This is a genomic window from Leclercia sp. CFBP8987, assembly GCF_034044995.2.
Lineage (GTDB): Bacteria > Pseudomonadota > Gammaproteobacteria > Enterobacterales > Enterobacteriaceae > Enterobacter > Enterobacter tamurae.
Map to the genome: position 1 here is coordinate 148,945 of NZ_CM188255.1, position 17,056 is coordinate 166,000.

Sequence of the window (17,056 nt, forward strand, 5' to 3'; positions counted from 1 at the left end):
ATTTTGCACTGTTACCCGGTCTCAACAAGGGAAGGGAAAAGTATAAAAAGGTGAGGATTCCGACCTCGTGCTCAAAGTGTGATTTCGATCGGGACGAAAGGCAATTATCTGTTAATAATCAGTGATAAAGCGTCATAAATTGTCTGTTAATAGCGGAAAAGTGAATAGCAATGCTCGAATTATCCATAGCACTTCCGATCAGGGTTCAGAATGGCGGCTATTTCATCTCCCGGGGCGTAGGGCGACATCCGGCGCGCAAGCTCGACTCCTGGGAGGTGATCTTTGTCGAAAAGGGGACATTAACGATCCAGGAGGAGGGAACCGTTTTCGAAGTGCATGCCGGGGAGAGCCTGCTGCTCTGGCCGCACCGTCGGCATAAGGGCATCGAGGATTTTCCTGCCGAGTTACGCTTTTACTGGCTGCATTTTGAGGTCGACGAGCAGAGTGCGCCTTCCGCCTGGAGCACGCTGCTGTCGGTTCAGCAGCACGGGAAAAGCGGCGACCCGCAGGCGATGGTTGCGCTATTCCGCCAGTTTCTGACCGAGCAGGAGAAGCTTCAGCGCAGCCCGGCGCTGGAATTTATCTTGCTGCTGATCCTCCAGCAGCTCTCCCAGGTGGCGGGGCAGGAACTGCCGCCGGATGAGGCGGGAGTGAACCTGGCGTGGAAGGCGCGGCAGCTGATCGGCACCCAGTTTCACCTGCCGATCTCCACCTCCTCGCTGGCCAAAGAGCTGCACTGCAACGCGGACTACCTGGGGCGGGTGTTTCGGCGGGTCTTCCATCTGACCCTGACCGAGGCGATCCACCGCCAGCGCGTCAGGGCTGCAGAAAAGCTGCTGCTCAACGATGCCGTATCGCTGAAAGAGGTGGCGGTTCGCTGCGGCTTTAACGACGTGGGCTACTTCCGGCAAATCTTTCGCAAGCATACGGGATTGACCCCCGGAGTCTGGAAACGTCGCTACTGCAAAGAGCACATCAACTCCGCCTGAGGACCTGTGGTAGATGGCCAGTTTTCACGGCAGGGCACACAAATCGGCTCTTTTACCCTGTCGGATCAAGGCGCTGGCCCCGATCGCTCTGGCAACCTGACTTTTTTCAGCAAGGATGGAGCAGGCGATGAATCCCTTTATTGTTGCCGACCCGGCGAAATGTATTGGCTGTCGCACCTGCGAAGTGGCCTGCGTGGTGTCGCATCAGGACAATCAGGACTGTACGGCGGTGACGCCTGGCACCTTTATGTCGCGCATTCGGGTGGTAAAAGGTAACACCTTCACCACGGCGGTCACCTGTCATCAGTGTGAAGATACGCCCTGCGCCAACGTCTGCCCGACCCGGGCCATTCAGCGTCAGGCGGGAGTGTGGCAGGTGGATCAGGCGCGCTGTATCGGCTGTAAAAGCTGTATGATCGCCTGTCCGTTCGGGGCGATGCAGGTGACGGGGAGAGCTGAAAAGGTTCAGGCCCTGAAGTGTGACCGTTGTGCACATCGCGAAGCGGGACCGGCCTGCGTGGAGGCCTGTCCTACTTACGCGTTAAACTGCGTCGATCCTGCCAGATTACGCGCCGAACGGCTGCGTTATCTGGCGTAAATCCTTACTGGCCGTTTTCACGCCAGGCAAGCTCAACCTCTTCGGCCAGAATTTTCACCCCGGCTTCGATTTTGTCCGGGTCCGGTACGTAGTTCATGCGCATGCACTGGTGAGTGTGCGGCCAGGGTTTATCCAGCCCCGGGAAGAAGTAATCCCCCGGCACCATCAACACCCCACGTTTTTTCAGTCGCTGATACAGCAGCTCGGTGGTGATCGGCAGATCCTTAAACCACAGCCAGAGGAAAATTGCCCCTTCGGGTTTATGGATCAGGCAGCGATTTTCCGGTAAGTAGCGGCGAATGGTGGCGATCGTCTCATGAACACGCTGATAATAGAACGGCTTAATCACCTCATTCGACAGGCGCAGCAGATCGTTGCGCTTGATCATCTCGCACATCATCGCCGGGCCAATTCCGCCCGGTGACAGGCTGATAATGCCGTTCATATTGGTGATGGCGGTGATGATTTTTTCATCAGCGATGATGATCCCGCAGCGACTGCCCGGCAGACCGAGCTTGGAGAGGCTCATGCACAGGACAATATTCGGGTTCCACAGCGGACGTGCTTCGCTGAAGATGATGCCCGGGAAGGGCACGCCATAGGCGTTATCAATCACCAGCGGAATACCGTGCTGGTTCGCCAGCGCATCCAGCTTCATCAGCTCTTCGTCGGTGATGACGTTGCCGGTGGGGTTGGTAGGCCGCGACACGCAGATCATGCCGGTCTCTTCGCCAATATGCAGATGCTCAAAATCGACGTGATACTTGAACTGGCCTTCCGGCAGCAGTTCGATGTTCGGGCGCGCGGAGACGAACAGGTCTTCCTCCAGCCCGGAATCGGCGTAACCGATGTACTCCGGGGTGAGCGGGAAGAGCACCTTTTTGGTGGTGCCGTCGGCGCGTCGGCCTGCGAAGAGGTTAAACAAGTAGAAAAACGCGCTTTGGCTGCCATTTGTCAGTGCAATATTCTGTGGCCCGATCTCCCAGCCGAGGCTGTCGCGCAGCATCTCCGCCAGGACGGTAAGCAGCTCGGTTTTCCCCTGTGGGCCGTCGTAATTGCACAGTGCATCAGTGGCTTTGCCATTTTCCAGCATGTCCGCGAGGAGCGTCTGAAAATAGGCGTTCATCTCCGGAATTTGTGCCGGGTTACCGCCGCCGAGCATGATGGCGCCCGGTGTGCGCAGCCCGTCGTTGAGATCCTCCATCAGGCGGGTAATGCCTGAATGGCGGGTGAATTTGTCGCCGAAAAGTGAAAAAGTCATAGCAGGTGTTCTGTCGGGCTTGTTCTAAGAGTGGCTCACCATAACGCTACAGCTGCGCGGGTGCAAATCAGCGTGGAAAGACGGAATGATTGTTTTGTGTTATCAGTTTGCCATCAGGCAGCGAATTGTTCTGAATTCTCCCCCTCCCGGCGGGAGAGGGATACTGAACGTAACGATCAGCGATTACCCGCCCAGACCACCATCACCTTGTCGCCCTGATGCTCACGTACAAAGCCGTAGCCCTGAGGCATCGTCAGCGTGGTTTGCGTCCCTTCGCCCACCGCCGGATGGCGGGCGCGGAACTGCCCGAGCAACTGCCAGTGGGCGACGGTGGCGGCCTGCGCGCCGCTGATATCCTGCCAGTTCATGTCTGAGCGCGTTCCCTGCAGCGGATCGGAGCCCGTCGGGCCAAATGGCCGGGCGGACTCATCGCCATAAAATATCTGCACGCTGCCCGGCGCCAGTAACAGCAGCTCTGCCGCACGCTGGTCACCCTCGCGGAAAAGGCGGGTATCGTGGGAGGAGAGGTAGCTCAGGACGTTAAAGCTCTGCAGTTTCTCCGCCATCTGCTGCCAGGTCAGGTCGATGTTGGCCAGGCAATCCACCGCTTTCGCCGCCTGCTCCTGATAATCAAAATTGATCATCGCATCGAAGCCGTGGCGGTAGTAATCGCTCTGCATCACTCCGTGACCCCAGGATTCACCGGTCATCCAGAAAGGCGCATCGTCGAGTTTTTTCTCCGGGTTGGCCTGCTTCCAGGCTTTTAACGCATCGCTGGCCTGGTCCTTCAGCTGCTTCCAGCCTGCCAGCTCCACATGCTTAGCGGTATCAACGCGGAAACCGTCGATGCCGTAATCCCGCACCCACTGGCTCAGCCAGTGAGTAAGGTAGTCCCGGGGCGTGTAACCATCGACGGCTTTTGCCCCGGTGTCGGGTTTATGGCGATAGAAATTCGGCAGGCCCGACGGGGTGGTAGATTCGGTTTTCAGATCCGGCAGGAAGGCCAGCGACATGGTCAGATCGTCGAAACCGGGATTGTCGTAATCGCCAATGTCGGTGCGCACCCAATTTTTTCCCCACCAGTTTTCCCATGCGGCTTTATCGCTGAAATTGATGTAGTCGTTAAAGCTGTGCCAGCTCTGCCCGGCACCAGGCTTCCAGTCGGTCCAGCGTTCACCGAGGGTTTTCTTCAGCTCGTCACCCTGCAGATAGAGGGCGCCGAACTGATACTCCTGCATGTCGGCCAGCGTCGCGTAACCGGTGTGGTTCATCACCACGTCAAACAGGATGCGGATCCCCCGTCGATGGGCCTCGTCCACCAGCTGGCGTAAATCGTCTTCCGTGCCCATGTTGGCATCGAGCCGGGTCCAGTCCTGGGTGTAGTAGCCGTGATAGGCGTAATGGGGAAAATCACCCTTGGTGCCGCCGCCGACCCAGCCGTGGATCTGCTCCAGCGGGGAGCTGATCCACAGGGCGTTGACGCCGAGCTGTTGCAGGTAATCCAGCTTACTGGTGAGCCCTTTCAGGTCACCGCCATGGAAAGTGCCGATCTCCTGCATGCCATCTTTATGGCGTCCGTAGCTGTTGTCGTTGGCCGGATCGCCGTTCTCAAAGCGGTCGGTCAGGACAAAATAGACGGTGGCGTTTTGCCAGCTGAACGAGGCGGGTTTATCCGTCTCGGCACGCTCCAGTAACAGCAGGCCGTTGCTGCCCGGCGCGGGTTGCAGGGTAATTTTGCCCTGCTGCACGGTGGCGGTCTGTTTGCTGTAAAAATCACGCACCACGCTCCCTTCCGGGAAGGTGTTGCTGACGTCGAGCGTCAGGGGGTTGCCGTCCCATTTCGGGCACTGGCGCACCACGCTGGTTACTGCCTTTTCGCTCTCGCTGGCGACAGTCAACATCAGGGTTGGCGTACCGGAGCGCGTATCAATCCGGGCCTGATAATCGCCGTCGCGGAACAGACGCCACTGCACCGGATCCCCTTCGCACGGCTTGAGAGACATCATCTCATTGAGTTTTATCGCGTTTGTGGGCTGCCAGCACGTCTTGTCAAAACTCACTGTCAGTGGGCGGGTACCCTTCGTCAGCTTTGCCTGTGCCGTGAACACCCCCGATCCTTCAGCAGTGAAGGCCGGAAAACCCGGGGCTGCCCAGTCGGCGCTGGCCATAGCAGGTAAGAGGAGAAGAGCGAGAGCGGAACGTTTCATACCGGTTTCCTGTCACAGCATTTTGTTCAGTTTGCCATCTATTGTAGAGGGCTAACTCATCCCCTGGCGCTATCGCGCAGGGAGGAGCAATGAGGGTGAGTGATCTCACGCTTATAGCGCTGTTTAACTGCGATATTGAGCACATTTTGATGAAAATGATGCTTAAGCGCGCGATTTCCGGATGACAGGGTTTCGGATTTAGACTATTTCTTTGAATGCTCTTCTCGTCTATTTTTGCTAGGATCTGAGATTCACTTCTCATTTTACGAAAAAAATAAGGTGTTGGAATGTTTCTATCCGACCTGGAGACTTAATGATATCGACTCCCATTCGACGATATGGGGCCGCGATACTCATGTTACTCACCATGGCAATTTCTGGTGAGGTGCTTGCGAAGACGCACACGGATACAACGAGTAAAAAGGCCCACGTCATAAAGACGACAAGTAATAAGGTTAGCAGTAAACAAGAGTATTCTCGCAATAGTGCAAAGAGTAGTTCACTTCCTGATTTGCGAAAATACCCTTCCGGAACACCAAGGAAAAAAGCGTTTCTCCGGACGGTAATGCCTTATATTACAAGTCAAAATGCCGCGATTACGGCGGATCGTAACTGGCTTATTTCCAAGCAGTACGATAGCCGTTGGTCGCCATCTGAGCGCACGCGTCTGAAAGAAATTTCAAAACGCTATAAGGTGAGCTGGAACGGAAACACGCGACGTGTGCCCTGGAACTCACTGTTAGAGCGCGTGGATATTATTCCAGGCAGCATGGTCGCAACGATGGCTGCAGCCGAAAGTGGCTGGGGTACCTCGAAGCTTGCGCGCAGTAATAACAACCTCTTCGGCATGAAGTGTGCGAAAGGTCGTTGTAACAATGCACCGGGCAAAGTGAAAGGCTACTCACAGTTCGAATCGGTAAAAGATTCCGTGAACGCTTATGTTGTGAACCTGAATACGCATCCGGCGTATAAATCCTTCCGTAAGTCGCGCGCGCAGTTGCGTAAAGCGGACCAGGAAGTGACGGCCAGCACCATGATCCATAAGCTGAAAGGTTACTCAACCCAGGGCCAACGCTATAACAATTATCTGTTTGCGATGTACCAGGATAACCAGCGCTTAATCGCCGCCCATATGTAATATTAAAAAAGCCTTCCCTGCGGAAGGCTTTTTTTATTTAAACCAGCACTTCACTGTAGCGATCGCGATACTCTTTCGGCGTGGTGTCATACTCTTTTTTAAATACCGAATAGAAATACTGCAGCGACGGATAACCGCACATCTGTGAGATCTCGTGAATGGAAAGCGAGGTTGAAATCAGCAGGCTGCGGGCTTTCTCCAGCTTCTCGGCGTGAATCACCGCATGGATCGTCTCGCCCACCTCTTCCTTAAACCGCTTCTCCAGATTTGAACGTGAAATCCCTACCGCATCCAGGACCTGATCCACTTTAATGCCTTTGCAGGCGTGGTTACGAATGTAGTGCATCGCCTGAATCACCGCCGGATCGTTCAGCGAGCGGTAATCGGTTGAGCGTCGCTCCACCACGCGCACCGGCGGCACCAGCAGGCGCTGCAGGGGCAGGTTTTCGTTATCCAGCAGACGGTGCAGCAGTTTAGCTGCCTGGTAGCCCATCTGCCGGGTTCCCTGCGCCACCGACGACAGCGCCACCCGTGACAGGTAACGCGTAAGTTCTTCATTATCGATACCAATCACGCACAGCTTTTCCGGCACCGGAATATGCAGATGTTCGCACACCTGGAGCACGTGTCGGGCGCGGGCATCAGTCACGGCGATAATCCCGGTCTGCGGCGGCAGGGTTTGCAGCCAGTCGGCGAGACGATTCTGCGCGTGCTGCCAGTTCTCCGGAGCCGTTTCCAGCCCCTGATAGACAACGCCGCGATACTTCTCCTTTGCCACCAGCTGACAGAAGGCATACTCACGCTCTGCCGCCCAGCCTTTGCCGCTGGAAACGGGCAGGCCATAAAAGGCGAAGCGGTGCACCCCTTTCTCCTTCAGGTGGAGAAACGCGCTCTCTACCAGGGCGTGGTTGTCGGTCGCGATATAGTGAACGGGAGGGTAGTTCTCCGGCTTATGGAAGGAGCCGCCGACGCCGACGATGGGCACGTCGACATCCACCAGCAGCTGCTGGATAACGGCATCGTCAAAATCCGCGATGACGCCGTCGCCCAGCCACTCTTTGATATTATCGGTGCGCGTACGGAAATCTTCTTCGATGAAGATATCCCACTCGGACTGCGACGCCTGCAAGTATTCACCCACACCCTCTACAACCTGACGGTCATAGGCTTTATTGGCATTGAATAACAACGTAATGCGGTGACGCTTCTCAAACATGGCGCTATTTTTCCAGAATCAGTGACAGACGATAAAGCATCCTCAGGCGCGCCGTTTGGTCGCGGAATCCATCCATACCGCCAGCAGCAGAATCGCACCCTTGACGATATACTGCCAGAATGTCGGGACGTCCATCATACTCATTCCGTTATCCAGCGACGCCATAATAAAGGCACCCATCACCGCCCCGGCAACGCTACCGATCCCCCCTGCCAGACTGGTTCCGCCAATAACGCAGGCGGCGATAGCATCGAGTTCGGCAATGTTCCCCGCGGACGGCGAGCCTGCCCCCAGGCGCGAGCTTAAGATAAGCCCGGCGACGGCGACCATCAGGCCATTGATGGCAAAGACGGCAAGCTTGGTGCGCTCAACGTTGATACCGGACAGGCGTGCGGCTTCGAGGTTGCCGCCAATGGCATATATGCGGCGGCCAAAGGCGGTACGGGTCGCCATAAACATTCCGGCCAGCAGCAGCAGAACCAGCAGCAGGACCGGTGTCGGCACGCCGCGATAGTCGTTCAGCAGCCAGATCGCCCCAAGGACAATCACCGCCGTCAGTGCCTGGCGTCCGACAACCGACGTAGACGGTGCCGTAGCTAATCCTAAGGTCTGACGACGCATTCTGCTCCGCCACTGCCAGGCAACAAATGCCATCAGGCCAATCGCCCCGAGGCTAAAACCGACCCCGCTGGAGAGATAGCTCTGACCAATCTGCGACATGGAGGCGCTGGTGGGGGAGACAGTGGTGCCGTTAGTCACGCCGATCAGGATGCCGCGGAAGGCCAGCATCCCCGCCAGGGTGACGATAAACGACGGCACTTTGCGGTAGGCCACCCACCAGCCGTTCCAGGTCCCGAGGAGTAAACCCAGCACCAGCGTGACCACGATAGTCAGCGGCAGCGGCCAGCCCAGCCAGACATCGAAAATGGCTGCCATGCCGCCGAGCAGGCCCATCATCGAGCCCACAGAGAGGTCGATCTCCGCCGAGATAATGACGAACACCATCCCCACCGCCAGAATGCCGGTAATGGCGGTCTGACGCAGCAGGTTAGAGACGTTACGGGCGCTAAGGTACGAGCCGTCGGTGGTCCAGGTAAAGAACAGCATGATCGCCACAATGGCGGCAATCATGACAAAAACCTGCAAATTAAGCGCTTTTAACCCTGAAAACAGACCCGGTGCGGGCGCCGTGGCTTTTAACTCAGATGGATTGCTTTTCGACATGGCGTTCGCTCCTTAATGCGGCTTCCATCACCTGTTCCTGCGTCAGGTTCTGGTTAATCAGATTGGCTTTCAGTTTTCCTTCGTGCATCACCAGTACCCGGTCGCTCAGACCCAGCACTTCAGGCAGTTCCGAGGAGATCACGATCACGGCGATACCCTGCTGGACCAGCTGGTTGATCAGCTTGTAGATTTCATATTTCGCACCGATATCGATCCCGCGCGTCGGTTCATCAAGGATCAGAATACGTGGGTTGAGCAACAGGCAGCGGGCAAGGATCGCCTTCTGCTGGTTACCACCGCTGAGACGACCAATGGCGAGGTCCGGGGAGGACGTTTTGACCTTCAGGCGCTGCAGGGACTGCAAAATACAGTGCTGTTCGGCGGCGTCGTCCAGGCTGCTCAGCTTGCCGCTGAACTGATCTAAGGCGGCGAGGGTGATGTTTTTACCCACTGCCATCACCGGCACAATGCCATCTTTTTTCCGATCTTCCGGCACCATCGCGATGCCATGGGCAATGGCCTGCTGACAGTTTTTGATGTCCACCGGCTGCCCGTCGATAAATACGCTACCTTCCCAACGCCCGGGCCAGACCCCAAACAGGCACTGCACCGCCTCAGTACGCCCGGCGCCAACCAGCCCGGCCACGCCAAGGATCTCCCCGCGATGCAGGGAGAAGGAGACGTCGTTCACCCGTTTGATATGGCGATTCACCGGGTGCCAGGCGGTGAGATGTTCCACCCGCAGGATCTCTTCCCCGAGGGTATGCGGCTCATTCGGGTAGAGCGCGGTCAGCTCGCGCCCCACCATCATGGTAATGATGTCATCCTCGCTCATACCCTGCGCGTCGCGGGTGCCGATATGCTGTCCGTCACGAATGACGCAGACGGTGTCAGAGATGGCTTTCACTTCGTTGAGCTTGTGGGAGATGTAAATGCAGGCAATCCCGTGGTGTTGCAGGTCACGAATGATGTCCAGCAATACCGCGGTTTCCTGTTCCGTCAGCGAGGCGGTCGGTTCATCGAGGATCAGCAGCCGCACCTGTTTGTTGAGCGCTTTGGCGATCTCTACCAGTTGCTGCTGCCCAAGGCCGAGATCGCCCACCCGCGTGTCGGGGGAGATCGCGAGGCTCACCTGCGCCAGCAGCTTTTCGCAGCGCAGGGTCATGGTGTCGTAATCCAGCACCCCGTGACGGCTAATCTCGGCCCCGAGGAAAATATTCTCCAGCACCGTGAGGTGCTTCACCAGCGCCAGCTCCTGGTGAATGATGGCGATACCTTTGCGCTCGGTGTCGCGGATGTGCGTGGCCTGCAGGGTTTCGCCGGCAAAGACGATTTCGCCATCATAGCTGCCATGAGGATATATGCCGCACAGCACCTTCATCAGCGTGGATTTGCCCGAGCCATTTTCACCGCACAGCGAAACGATCTCGCCGGGATTTAAGCGCAGGCTGACGTTGTCCACGGCCTTCACCGCGCCAAACGCCTTAGTAATATTTTTCATTTCAAGAAGATAAGACATAACTGCCCCACATGACCCGAAGGAAAACGGTACACGTCGATGCGCCCCCGCCAGGCAGGGGCGATGATGGATTACAGTTCGCTCTTTTTATGGAAACCGTCTTTCACAACGGTGGCGTCAATGTTCTCTTTATTGACTTCGATAGGGGTCAGCAGTCGGGACGGCACATCTTTCAGGCCATTGTTTAAGCTGGCATCCGCTTTAGGCTGTTGGTCATTGCCCAGCTCAACGGCAATTTCTGCGGCGGTGGTGGCCAGTTCGGTGATCGGTTTATAGACCGTCATGGTCTGGGTACCGGCTACGATACGCTTCACCCCGGCAAGGTCCGCATCCTGCCCGGAGATCGCCACTTTTCCTGCCAGCCCCTGAGCGCTGAGTGCCTGGATCGCGCCGCCTGCGGTAGCATCGTTGGAGGCCACCACGGCGTCAATTTTGTTATTGTTGGCGGTTAAGGCGTTTTCCATAATTTTCAGCGCGTTTTCTGGCAGCCAGCCATCCGCCCACTGATCGCCCACCACTTTGATTTTGCCTTCGTCGATGTACGGCTTCAGTACTTTCATCTGCCCGGCGCGGAACAATTTAGCGTTGTTGTCTACCGGCGAGCCACCCATCAGGAAATAGTTACCCTGCGGCACTTTCGCCACCAGGCTTTGCGCCTGTAATTCACCGACCTTTTCATTGTCGAAGGAAATATAATAATCGATGTCGGCATTATTAATCATGCGGTCATAGGCCAGCACTTTAATCCCTTCGCGTTTGGCTTCTTTTACCACATTACTTAAAACCTGACCGTTATACGGAATAATAACCAGCACGTCGACACCGCGGTTGATCATATTTTCGATTTGCGACATTTGGGTTTCTTCATTGCCATTAGCAGACTGGACAAAAACTTTTGCACCCAATGCTTCTGCCTTATTGACAAAAATATCGCGATCTTTTTGCCAGCGCTCCAGACGGAGGTCATCAATCGCCATGCCGATTTTGACTTCTTTTGCATGACTCGCCGTACTCGCCAGCAGCAGCGATGCACAGAGAGTGAGGCACAGGTTCTTTATCTTCATAATTTTTTTGCCTTTTGTAGGGTGAGGTTGCTGAGATAAAAGAAACAATCATTGCAAGAGACGTAGCAAATTCTTAACGGGGAACGGCAGACTGGCAATTACAGATTTTTATCTTCTCGTTATGATATTTGGTTTATTTCCGAATTTATGACCGCGATCTGATTTTAAATTACATAACTTATTAATTACACATGAATCTGGAATTTATGCTGTGAAATTCGTTCGGCTGCAAATTGTTTTTGCGAGCCAGCGCACGTTTGTGCATTCTCTCAATAGCAGTGTGAAATAACGTAATTGAGCAACCTGCGATCACTATTCAGTATTACTCCAGTATCTTCTTTTCGCCGCACCCCTGATTATGGAGTTCAATATGCAAGCTTATTTCGATCAACTCGATCGCGTTCGTTATGAAGGCCCGAAATCCTCTAATCCTTTAGCGTTTCGTCATTACAACCCGGACGAGCTGGTGCTGGGTAAGCGCATGGAAGATCACCTGCGTTTTGCCGCCTGCTACTGGCATACCTTCTGCTGGAATGGGGCCGATATGTTTGGCGTGGGCTCGTTCGATCGCCCATGGCAGCAGCCGGGCGAAGCGCTGGAGCTGGCGAAGCGCAAAGCGGACGTTGCTTTTGAGTTCTTCCACAAGCTGAACGTGCCGTACTACTGCTTCCACGATGTGGACGTCTCCCCGGAAGGCGCTTCGCTGAAAGAGTACCTGAATAACTTCGCGCAGATGGTCGACGTGCTGGCCGAAAAACAGCAGCAGAGCGGCGTGAAGCTGCTGTGGGGCACCGCCAACTGCTTTACCCACCCGCGCTATGGCGCAGGGGCTGCCACTAACCCGGATCCGGAAGTGTTCAGCTGGGCGGCCACCCAGGTGGTGACGGCGATGAACGCGACCCATCAGCTGGGCGGTGAAAACTACGTCCTGTGGGGCGGACGTGAAGGCTACGAAACGCTGCTCAACACCGATTTACGCCAGGAGCGCGAGCAGATTGGCCGCTTCATGCAGATGGTGGTGGAGCATAAACACAAAATCGGCTTCCAGGGTACGCTGCTGATTGAACCAAAACCGCAGGAGCCGACCAAGCACCAGTACGATTACGACGTGGCGACGGTGTACGGCTTCCTCAAGCAGTTCGGCTTGGAAAAAGAGATCAAAGTAAATATCGAAGCCAACCACGCCACCCTGGCTGGCCACTCGTTCCACCACGAGATCGCCTCCGCTATCGCGCTGGGCATTTTTGGCTCCGTGGATGCCAACCGCGGCGACCCGCAGCTGGGCTGGGATACCGATCAGTTCCCGGTCAGCGTGGAAGAGAACGCGCTGGTGATGTACGAAATCATCAAAGCGGGTGGGTTCACCACCGGTGGCCTGAACTTTGACGCCAAAGTGCGCCGTCAGAGTACCGATAAATACGATCTCTTCTATGGTCATATTGGGGCGATGGACACCATGGCGCTGTCGCTGAAAGTGGCTGCCCGCATGATTGAAGACGGTGAGCTGGATAAGCGCGTGGCGAAACGCTATGGCGGCTGGAACAGTGAGCTGGGTCAGCAAATTTTGAAAGGGCAGTTATCCCTGACCGAGCTGGCGAAGTACGCTGAACAGCATAACCTGGCGCCGCAGCACCAGAGTGGTCATCAGGAGCTGCTGGAAAACCTGGTGAATCATTACCTCTTCGACAAGTAATGGGGATCGCCGGGCGGCGCTACGCTTGCCCGGCCTACATTTTTTAAGGAACCCACCATATGTATATCGGGATCGATCTTGGCACATCGGGTGTGAAAGCCATTCTGTTGAATGAGCAGGGCGACGTGCTGGCAACGCAAACAGAAAAACTGCACGTTTCACGGCCACACCCGCTCTGGTCTGAACAGGATCCCGAAGCATGGTGGCTGGCAACGGATCGCGCCCTGAAGGCGCTTGGCGAGCAGCACTCGCTGCGGGAAGTTAAAGCCCTGGGAATTGCCGGACAGATGCACGGCGCCACGCTGCTGGACAAGGACAACCGCGTGTTGCGCCCGGCCATTTTATGGAACGACGGCCGCTGCGGCGAAGAGTGCGCCCTGCTGGAAGCGCGCGTGCCGACATCGCGGGAGATCACCGGCAACCTGATGATGCCGGGCTTTACCGCACCAAAACTGCTGTGGGTTCAGCGTCATGAACCCGAAATTTTTAGCCAGGTGGCGAAGGTACTGCTGCCAAAAGATTATCTGCGTCTGCGTATGACCGGTGAGTACGCCAGTGATATGTCGGATGCGGCAGGCACCATGTGGCTCGACGTTGCTAAACGCGACTGGAGCGAGACGATGCTCGACGCCTGTCATCTCACCCGCGACCATATGCCCGCCCTGTTCGAAGGCTGTGAGCAGACCGGCACCCTGCTGCCGTCGATCGCGCAGCAGTGGAATATGCCAGCCGTTCCTGTCGTGGCGGGAGGCGGGGATAACGCCGCGGGTGCGGTCGGCGTAGGGATGGCCGATGCCGGACAGGCGATGCTGTCGTTGGGCACCTCCGGCGTCTACTTTGCCGTGAGCGACGGCTATCGCAGCAATCCTGACAGCGCGGTGCACAGCTTCTGCCATGCGTTACCCGGCAAATGGCATCTGATGTCGGTGATGCTCAGCGCGGCGTCCTGCCTGGACTGGGCGGCAAAACTGACCGGATTAGACAGCGTTCCGGCCCTGCTCGATGCCGCACAGCAGGCCGATGATAATGCGGGTACCCTCTGGTTCCTGCCCTATCTTTCCGGCGAGCGCACCCCGCATAACAATCCGCAGGCGAAAGGGGTGTTCTTTGGTTTAACCCATCAGCATGGTCCGGCCGAACTGGCGCGCGCGGTGCTGGAAGGGGTGGGCTATGCCCTGGCCGATGGCATGGATGTGGTGCATGAGTGCGGGCTCAAACCAACCAGCATTACGCTGATCGGCGGTGGGGCGCGCAGCCCGTACTGGCGTCAGATGCTGGCGGATATCAGCGGTCAGCAGCTGGATTACCGTACCGGTGGTGACGTCGGACCTGCGCTCGGCGCGGCGCGACTGGCGCAGATCGCGATGAATCCGGATAAACCGCTGTCGGCACTGCTGCCACAGCTCGCGCTGGAACAGCAGCACATCCCTGATACTGCGCGTCATGCCCGCTATGCCGGGCAACGCGAAGTCTTCCGCAAGATCTATCAGCAGCTTCTGCCGCTGATGTCGTGAAACAGCGCCGGGTGGCGTTTCGTTTGCACAGCCTTGTAGGCCCGTGCAAGCGAAGCGCCGCCGGGCAAGCAAGCCGTGCTTAACTCACAAACCTGCGCGTATCAATCCGCTGCAGCAGCATCGACAGCAGCAAACTGACCACCAGCGTGGCCGTAAAGATCCAGACGATATCCAGCAGCGGCCAGCTCTTTAACTCCACCCCGCGCGTGCGCAGAGCGTGGATCACCAGCGCGTGAAAACCATATATCCCCAGCGAGTTACGCGAAATTAACCCCAGCAGTGGCAGAGGGCGCGCATTGAGCGTGTTTTTCACCAGGGTAAATAATGACATCGCGCAGATAAAGACCATCGGGCCGCAGTAGAGATACCAGGTATCGGCGAAGGTGCCGCGCCACTGCAGCTCATGCAGCGTCCCACGGGAAATAATCGCGACCGCAGCAATAAAGAGCGCGGCGCAAATACCATTCAACCAGCGTTTGCGGGTATCCATCATCCCAAGGGCGCGACCGAGCATGCCGTACAGCACGTAATAGAAGGTGTCGCCGTTGATATACAGGTTGATCGGCAGCCATTCAAATCCATCAATTTTCTGCGAAACCGTGTTGGGGTTGGCCACGATGCCGATCACGATCATCAGCGCCAGCAGCATTTTACCGTTCGCGCTTTTCACCTGCAGCAGCGGAGAAAGCAGGTAAATGACGATAATGGCGAAGAAAAACCACAGGTGATAGAACACCGGCTTTTGCAGCAGGTATTTCAGGGATAGCTCGCTGTTGATCGAGGTAAACAGCACGATATAGAGGAACGCCACGGTACTATAAAACAGCAGGCACAGACCGATGCGTAAAAAATGGCGCGGCTGCGCGCTGCGTTCGCCAAAAAAGAGATAGCCGGAGATCATGAAAAACAGCGGTACGCTCACGCGCGAGGCGGAGTTGAGAACGTTGGCGATATCCCAGTTAACGAGGCTGATGCTTGCGGCATTGGTGATATACCAGGTCGTGGTATGGATCATCACCACCATTAAACAGGCTATTCCCCGCAGATTATCAATCCAGTTAATTTTTTCCTGCATCCATCCCTCTGTTTATGCGTTAAAAAGAGTCTGACTGTGGTATTGCTACAGACGCTCACTGGAAAATTCTGAGTTTGCACCACCCTGCTTGTGCCGGGCCGGTGAGGTTCGCAGAATGCCGGGCGATAATCTATAAAGTTTAGAGTTTAAAAATAACAGCCACAGCAAAGGGCGGTAATAAAAATGATGATACGCGCGATGTGGATCCTGCTTCCCGCGTTACTGGCCGGCTGCGCGGCTCAGGAGACGTCCCCGGCGCAAAACGCGCAAACGAAGAAAGTCAGCCCGGTGCGTTCGCTGGACATGGAACAGCTGTGTAAGGATCGGGCGGCCGAGCGCTACAATACCGGTGCGCAAAAAATCGACGTCACCGCATTCGAACAGTTCCAGGGTAGCTATGAAATGCAGGGTTTCACTGCCCGCAATGAGAGTTTCATCTGTTCTTTTGACGCAGAGGGCCATTTTTTACATCTTTCGATGCGTTAAGGCTGCCGCGTAATGAGCTGGCTGCGCCTGGAGGGTGTTGTCAGCACTGCTTATTTCCCAATTTTCCCTAAACAAACCCGTTTCGTACTGTATATCTTGCATCCGACGGGTATACTGATCCCTTCCATTCAAAACCACACGTATCCAGCACGAAATACTATGCAAAAGTTCGATACTAAGACCTTCCAGGGCCTGATCCTGACCTTACAGGATTACTGGGCTCGCCAGGGCTGCACCATTGTTCAACCTTTGGACATGGAAGTTGGCGCCGGCACTTCACACCCGATGACCAGCCTGCGCGCGCTGGGGCCAGAGCCAATGGCGACCGCCTACGTGCAGCCATCCCGTCGTCCGACCGATGGTCGCTACGGTGAAAACCCGAACCGCTTACAGCACTACTATCAGTTCCAGGTGGTCATTAAGCCGTCCCCGGACAATATTCAGGAGCTGTACCTCGGGTCGCTGAAAGAGCTGGGTATGGATCCGACCATCCACGACATCCGTTTCGTGGAAGATAACTGGGAAAACCCAACGCTGGGTGCCTGGGGTCTGGGCTGGGAAGTGTGGCTGAACGGCATGGAAGTGACGCAGTTCACCTACTTCCAGCAGGTTGGCGGTCTGGAATGTAAGCCGATCACCGGTGAAATCACCTACGGTCTGGAACGTCTGGCCATGTACATTCAGGGCGTAGACAGCGTTTACGACCTGGTCTGGAGCGACGGCCCGCTGGGTAAAACCACCTACGGCGACGTGTTCCATCAGAACGAAGTGGAGCAATCCACCTATAACTTCGAATACGCGGACGTGGACTTCCTGTTCACCTGCTTCGAGCAGTATGAGAAAGAAGCCCAGCAGCTGCTGGCGCTGGAGACTCCGCTGCCGCTGCCAGCCTACGAGCGTATTCTGAAGGCCGCCCACAGCTTCAACCTGCTCGACGCCCGTAAAGCGATCTCCGTCACTGAACGTCAGCGCTACATTCTGCGTATTCGTACCCTGACCAAAGCCGTTGCAGAAGCTTACTATGCGTCCCGTGAAGCCCTTGGCTTCCCGATGTGCAACCGAAACAAATAAG

Annotated in this window: 14 protein-coding genes; 7 read left to right on the top strand and 7 right to left on the bottom strand. The window is 56.1% G+C overall.

Annotated features, from left to right (window positions below; translation table 11 throughout):
- Nucleotides 1-170: 170 nt before the first annotated feature.
- Complete coding sequence (locus SOM40_RS00735; RefSeq protein ID WP_106995484.1) at nt 171-989, top strand: AraC family transcriptional regulator; 819 nt, start codon at nt 171-173, stop codon at nt 987-989.
- Between the two features lie 127 nt (nt 990-1,116).
- On the top strand, nt 1,117-1,587 hold the full coding sequence (locus SOM40_RS00740) for a 4Fe-4S binding protein (RefSeq protein ID WP_320530857.1): 471 nt from the start codon (nt 1,117-1,119) through the stop codon (nt 1,585-1,587).
- Between the two features lie 4 nt (nt 1,588-1,591).
- Here SOM40_RS00740 and avtA read toward each other — a convergent pair whose 3' ends face one another.
- Together avtA and SOM40_RS00750 are read right to left on the bottom strand one after the other, a co-directional pair.
- Complete coding sequence (avtA, locus tag SOM40_RS00745) at nt 1,592-2,848, bottom strand: valine--pyruvate transaminase (RefSeq protein ID WP_261644964.1); 1,257 nt, start codon at nt 2,846-2,848, stop codon at nt 1,592-1,594.
- A gap of 176 nt (nt 2,849-3,024) precedes the next feature.
- Nucleotides 3,025-5,055, bottom strand: a complete 2,031-nt coding sequence (locus SOM40_RS00750) for an alpha-amylase (protein WP_320530858.1) — start codon at nt 5,053-5,055, stop codon at nt 3,025-3,027.
- A gap of 313 nt (nt 5,056-5,368) precedes the next feature.
- Between SOM40_RS00750 and SOM40_RS00755 the strand changes: the two genes are divergently transcribed.
- Nucleotides 5,369-6,193: a protein bax gene (locus SOM40_RS00755; RefSeq protein WP_106995488.1), complete on the top strand. Its 825-nt coding sequence runs from the start codon at nt 5,369-5,371 to the stop codon at nt 6,191-6,193.
- Between the two features lie 37 nt (nt 6,194-6,230).
- Here SOM40_RS00755 and xylR read toward each other — a convergent pair whose 3' ends face one another.
- From xylR to xylF, 4 genes are all read right to left on the bottom strand, one after another.
- Nucleotides 6,231-7,409: a D-xylose utilization transcriptional activator XylR gene (xylR, locus tag SOM40_RS00760; protein ID WP_106995489.1), complete on the bottom strand. Its 1,179-nt coding sequence runs from the start codon at nt 7,407-7,409 to the stop codon at nt 6,231-6,233.
- A 42-nt stretch (nt 7,410-7,451) separates the two neighbouring features.
- On the bottom strand, nt 7,452-8,633 hold the full coding sequence (gene xylH / locus SOM40_RS00765; RefSeq protein ID WP_313824333.1) for a xylose ABC transporter permease XylH: 1,182 nt from the start codon (nt 8,631-8,633) through the stop codon (nt 7,452-7,454).
- Nucleotides 8,611-10,152, bottom strand: coding sequence for a xylose ABC transporter ATP-binding protein (locus SOM40_RS00770; protein ID WP_106995491.1), 1,542 nt, complete (start codon nt 10,150-10,152; stop codon nt 8,611-8,613). Before SOM40_RS00770 ends, xylH begins: the two co-directional genes overlap by 23 nt.
- Nucleotides 10,153-10,223: 71 nt before the next feature.
- Nucleotides 10,224-11,216, bottom strand: a complete 993-nt coding sequence (gene xylF, locus SOM40_RS00775; protein WP_106995492.1) for a D-xylose ABC transporter substrate-binding protein — start codon at nt 11,214-11,216, stop codon at nt 10,224-10,226.
- A 370-nt stretch (nt 11,217-11,586) separates the two neighbouring features.
- Here xylF and xylA point away from each other — a divergent pair, with 370 nt between their 5' ends.
- Nucleotides 11,587-12,909 carry a xylose isomerase gene (gene xylA, locus SOM40_RS00780; protein WP_106995493.1) on the top strand — a complete coding sequence of 441 codons (1,323 nt, stop codon included), beginning with the start codon at nt 11,587-11,589 and terminating at the stop codon, nt 12,907-12,909.
- A 59-nt stretch (nt 12,910-12,968) separates the two neighbouring features.
- Nucleotides 12,969-14,423 carry a xylulokinase gene (gene xylB / locus SOM40_RS00785; protein WP_106995494.1) on the top strand — a complete coding sequence of 485 codons (1,455 nt, stop codon included), beginning with the start codon at nt 12,969-12,971 and terminating at the stop codon, nt 14,421-14,423.
- Nucleotides 14,424-14,502: 79 nt separating this feature from the next.
- Here the strand turns inward: xylB and SOM40_RS00790 are convergent, their stop codons facing one another.
- On the bottom strand, nt 14,503-15,498 hold the full coding sequence (locus SOM40_RS00790; RefSeq protein WP_106995495.1) for an acyltransferase: 996 nt from the start codon (nt 15,496-15,498) through the stop codon (nt 14,503-14,505).
- Nucleotides 15,499-15,696: 198 nt separating this feature from the next.
- Here SOM40_RS00790 and SOM40_RS00795 point away from each other — a divergent pair, with 198 nt between their 5' ends.
- Both SOM40_RS00795 and glyQ read left to right on the top strand, forming a co-directional pair.
- The gene (locus tag SOM40_RS00795; protein WP_370635202.1) at nt 15,697-15,984 is read left to right on the top strand and encodes a YsaB family lipoprotein; all 288 of its coding nucleotides are present in this window, start codon (nt 15,697-15,699) and stop codon (nt 15,982-15,984) included.
- A 159-nt stretch (nt 15,985-16,143) separates the two neighbouring features.
- On the top strand, nt 16,144-17,055 hold the full coding sequence (glyQ, locus tag SOM40_RS00800) for a glycine--tRNA ligase subunit alpha (RefSeq protein WP_003860141.1): 912 nt from the start codon (nt 16,144-16,146) through the stop codon (nt 17,053-17,055).
- Nucleotide 17,056 lies beyond the last annotated feature (1 nt).

Excerpts from the sequence above, each read along its gene's own strand:
- SOM40_RS00740 (WP_320530857.1), top strand. The coding sequence starts at position 1,117 with ATGAATCCCTTTATTGTTGCCGACCCGGCGAAATGTATTGGCTGTCGC.
- SOM40_RS00750 (WP_320530858.1), bottom strand. The coding sequence starts at position 5,055 with ATGAAACGTTCCGCTCTCGCTCTTCTCCTCTTACCTGCTATGGCCAGC.
- SOM40_RS00770 (WP_106995491.1), bottom strand. The coding sequence starts at position 10,152 with ATGTCTTATCTTCTTGAAATGAAAAATATTACTAAGGCGTTTGGCGCG.
- xylR (WP_106995489.1), bottom strand. The coding sequence starts at position 7,409 with ATGTTTGAGAAGCGTCACCGCATTACGTTGTTATTCAATGCCAATAAA.
- avtA (WP_261644964.1), bottom strand. The coding sequence starts at position 2,848 with ATGACTTTTTCACTTTTCGGCGACAAATTCACCCGCCATTCAGGCATT.
- SOM40_RS00755 (WP_106995488.1), top strand. The coding sequence starts at position 5,369 with ATGATATCGACTCCCATTCGACGATATGGGGCCGCGATACTCATGTTA.
- SOM40_RS00790 (WP_106995495.1), bottom strand. The coding sequence starts at position 15,498 with ATGCAGGAAAAAATTAACTGGATTGATAATCTGCGGGGAATAGCCTGT.
- xylB (WP_106995494.1), top strand. The coding sequence starts at position 12,969 with ATGTATATCGGGATCGATCTTGGCACATCGGGTGTGAAAGCCATTCTG.
- xylF (WP_106995492.1), bottom strand. The coding sequence starts at position 11,216 with ATGAAGATAAAGAACCTGTGCCTCACTCTCTGTGCATCGCTGCTGCTG.
- SOM40_RS00735 (WP_106995484.1), top strand. The coding sequence starts at position 171 with ATGCTCGAATTATCCATAGCACTTCCGATCAGGGTTCAGAATGGCGGC.
- SOM40_RS00795 (WP_370635202.1), top strand. The coding sequence starts at position 15,697 with ATGTGGATCCTGCTTCCCGCGTTACTGGCCGGCTGCGCGGCTCAGGAG.
- xylA (WP_106995493.1), top strand. The coding sequence starts at position 11,587 with ATGCAAGCTTATTTCGATCAACTCGATCGCGTTCGTTATGAAGGCCCG.
- glyQ (WP_003860141.1), top strand. The coding sequence starts at position 16,144 with ATGCAAAAGTTCGATACTAAGACCTTCCAGGGCCTGATCCTGACCTTA.
- xylH (WP_313824333.1), bottom strand. The coding sequence starts at position 8,633 with ATGTCGAAAAGCAATCCATCTGAGTTAAAAGCCACGGCGCCCGCACCG.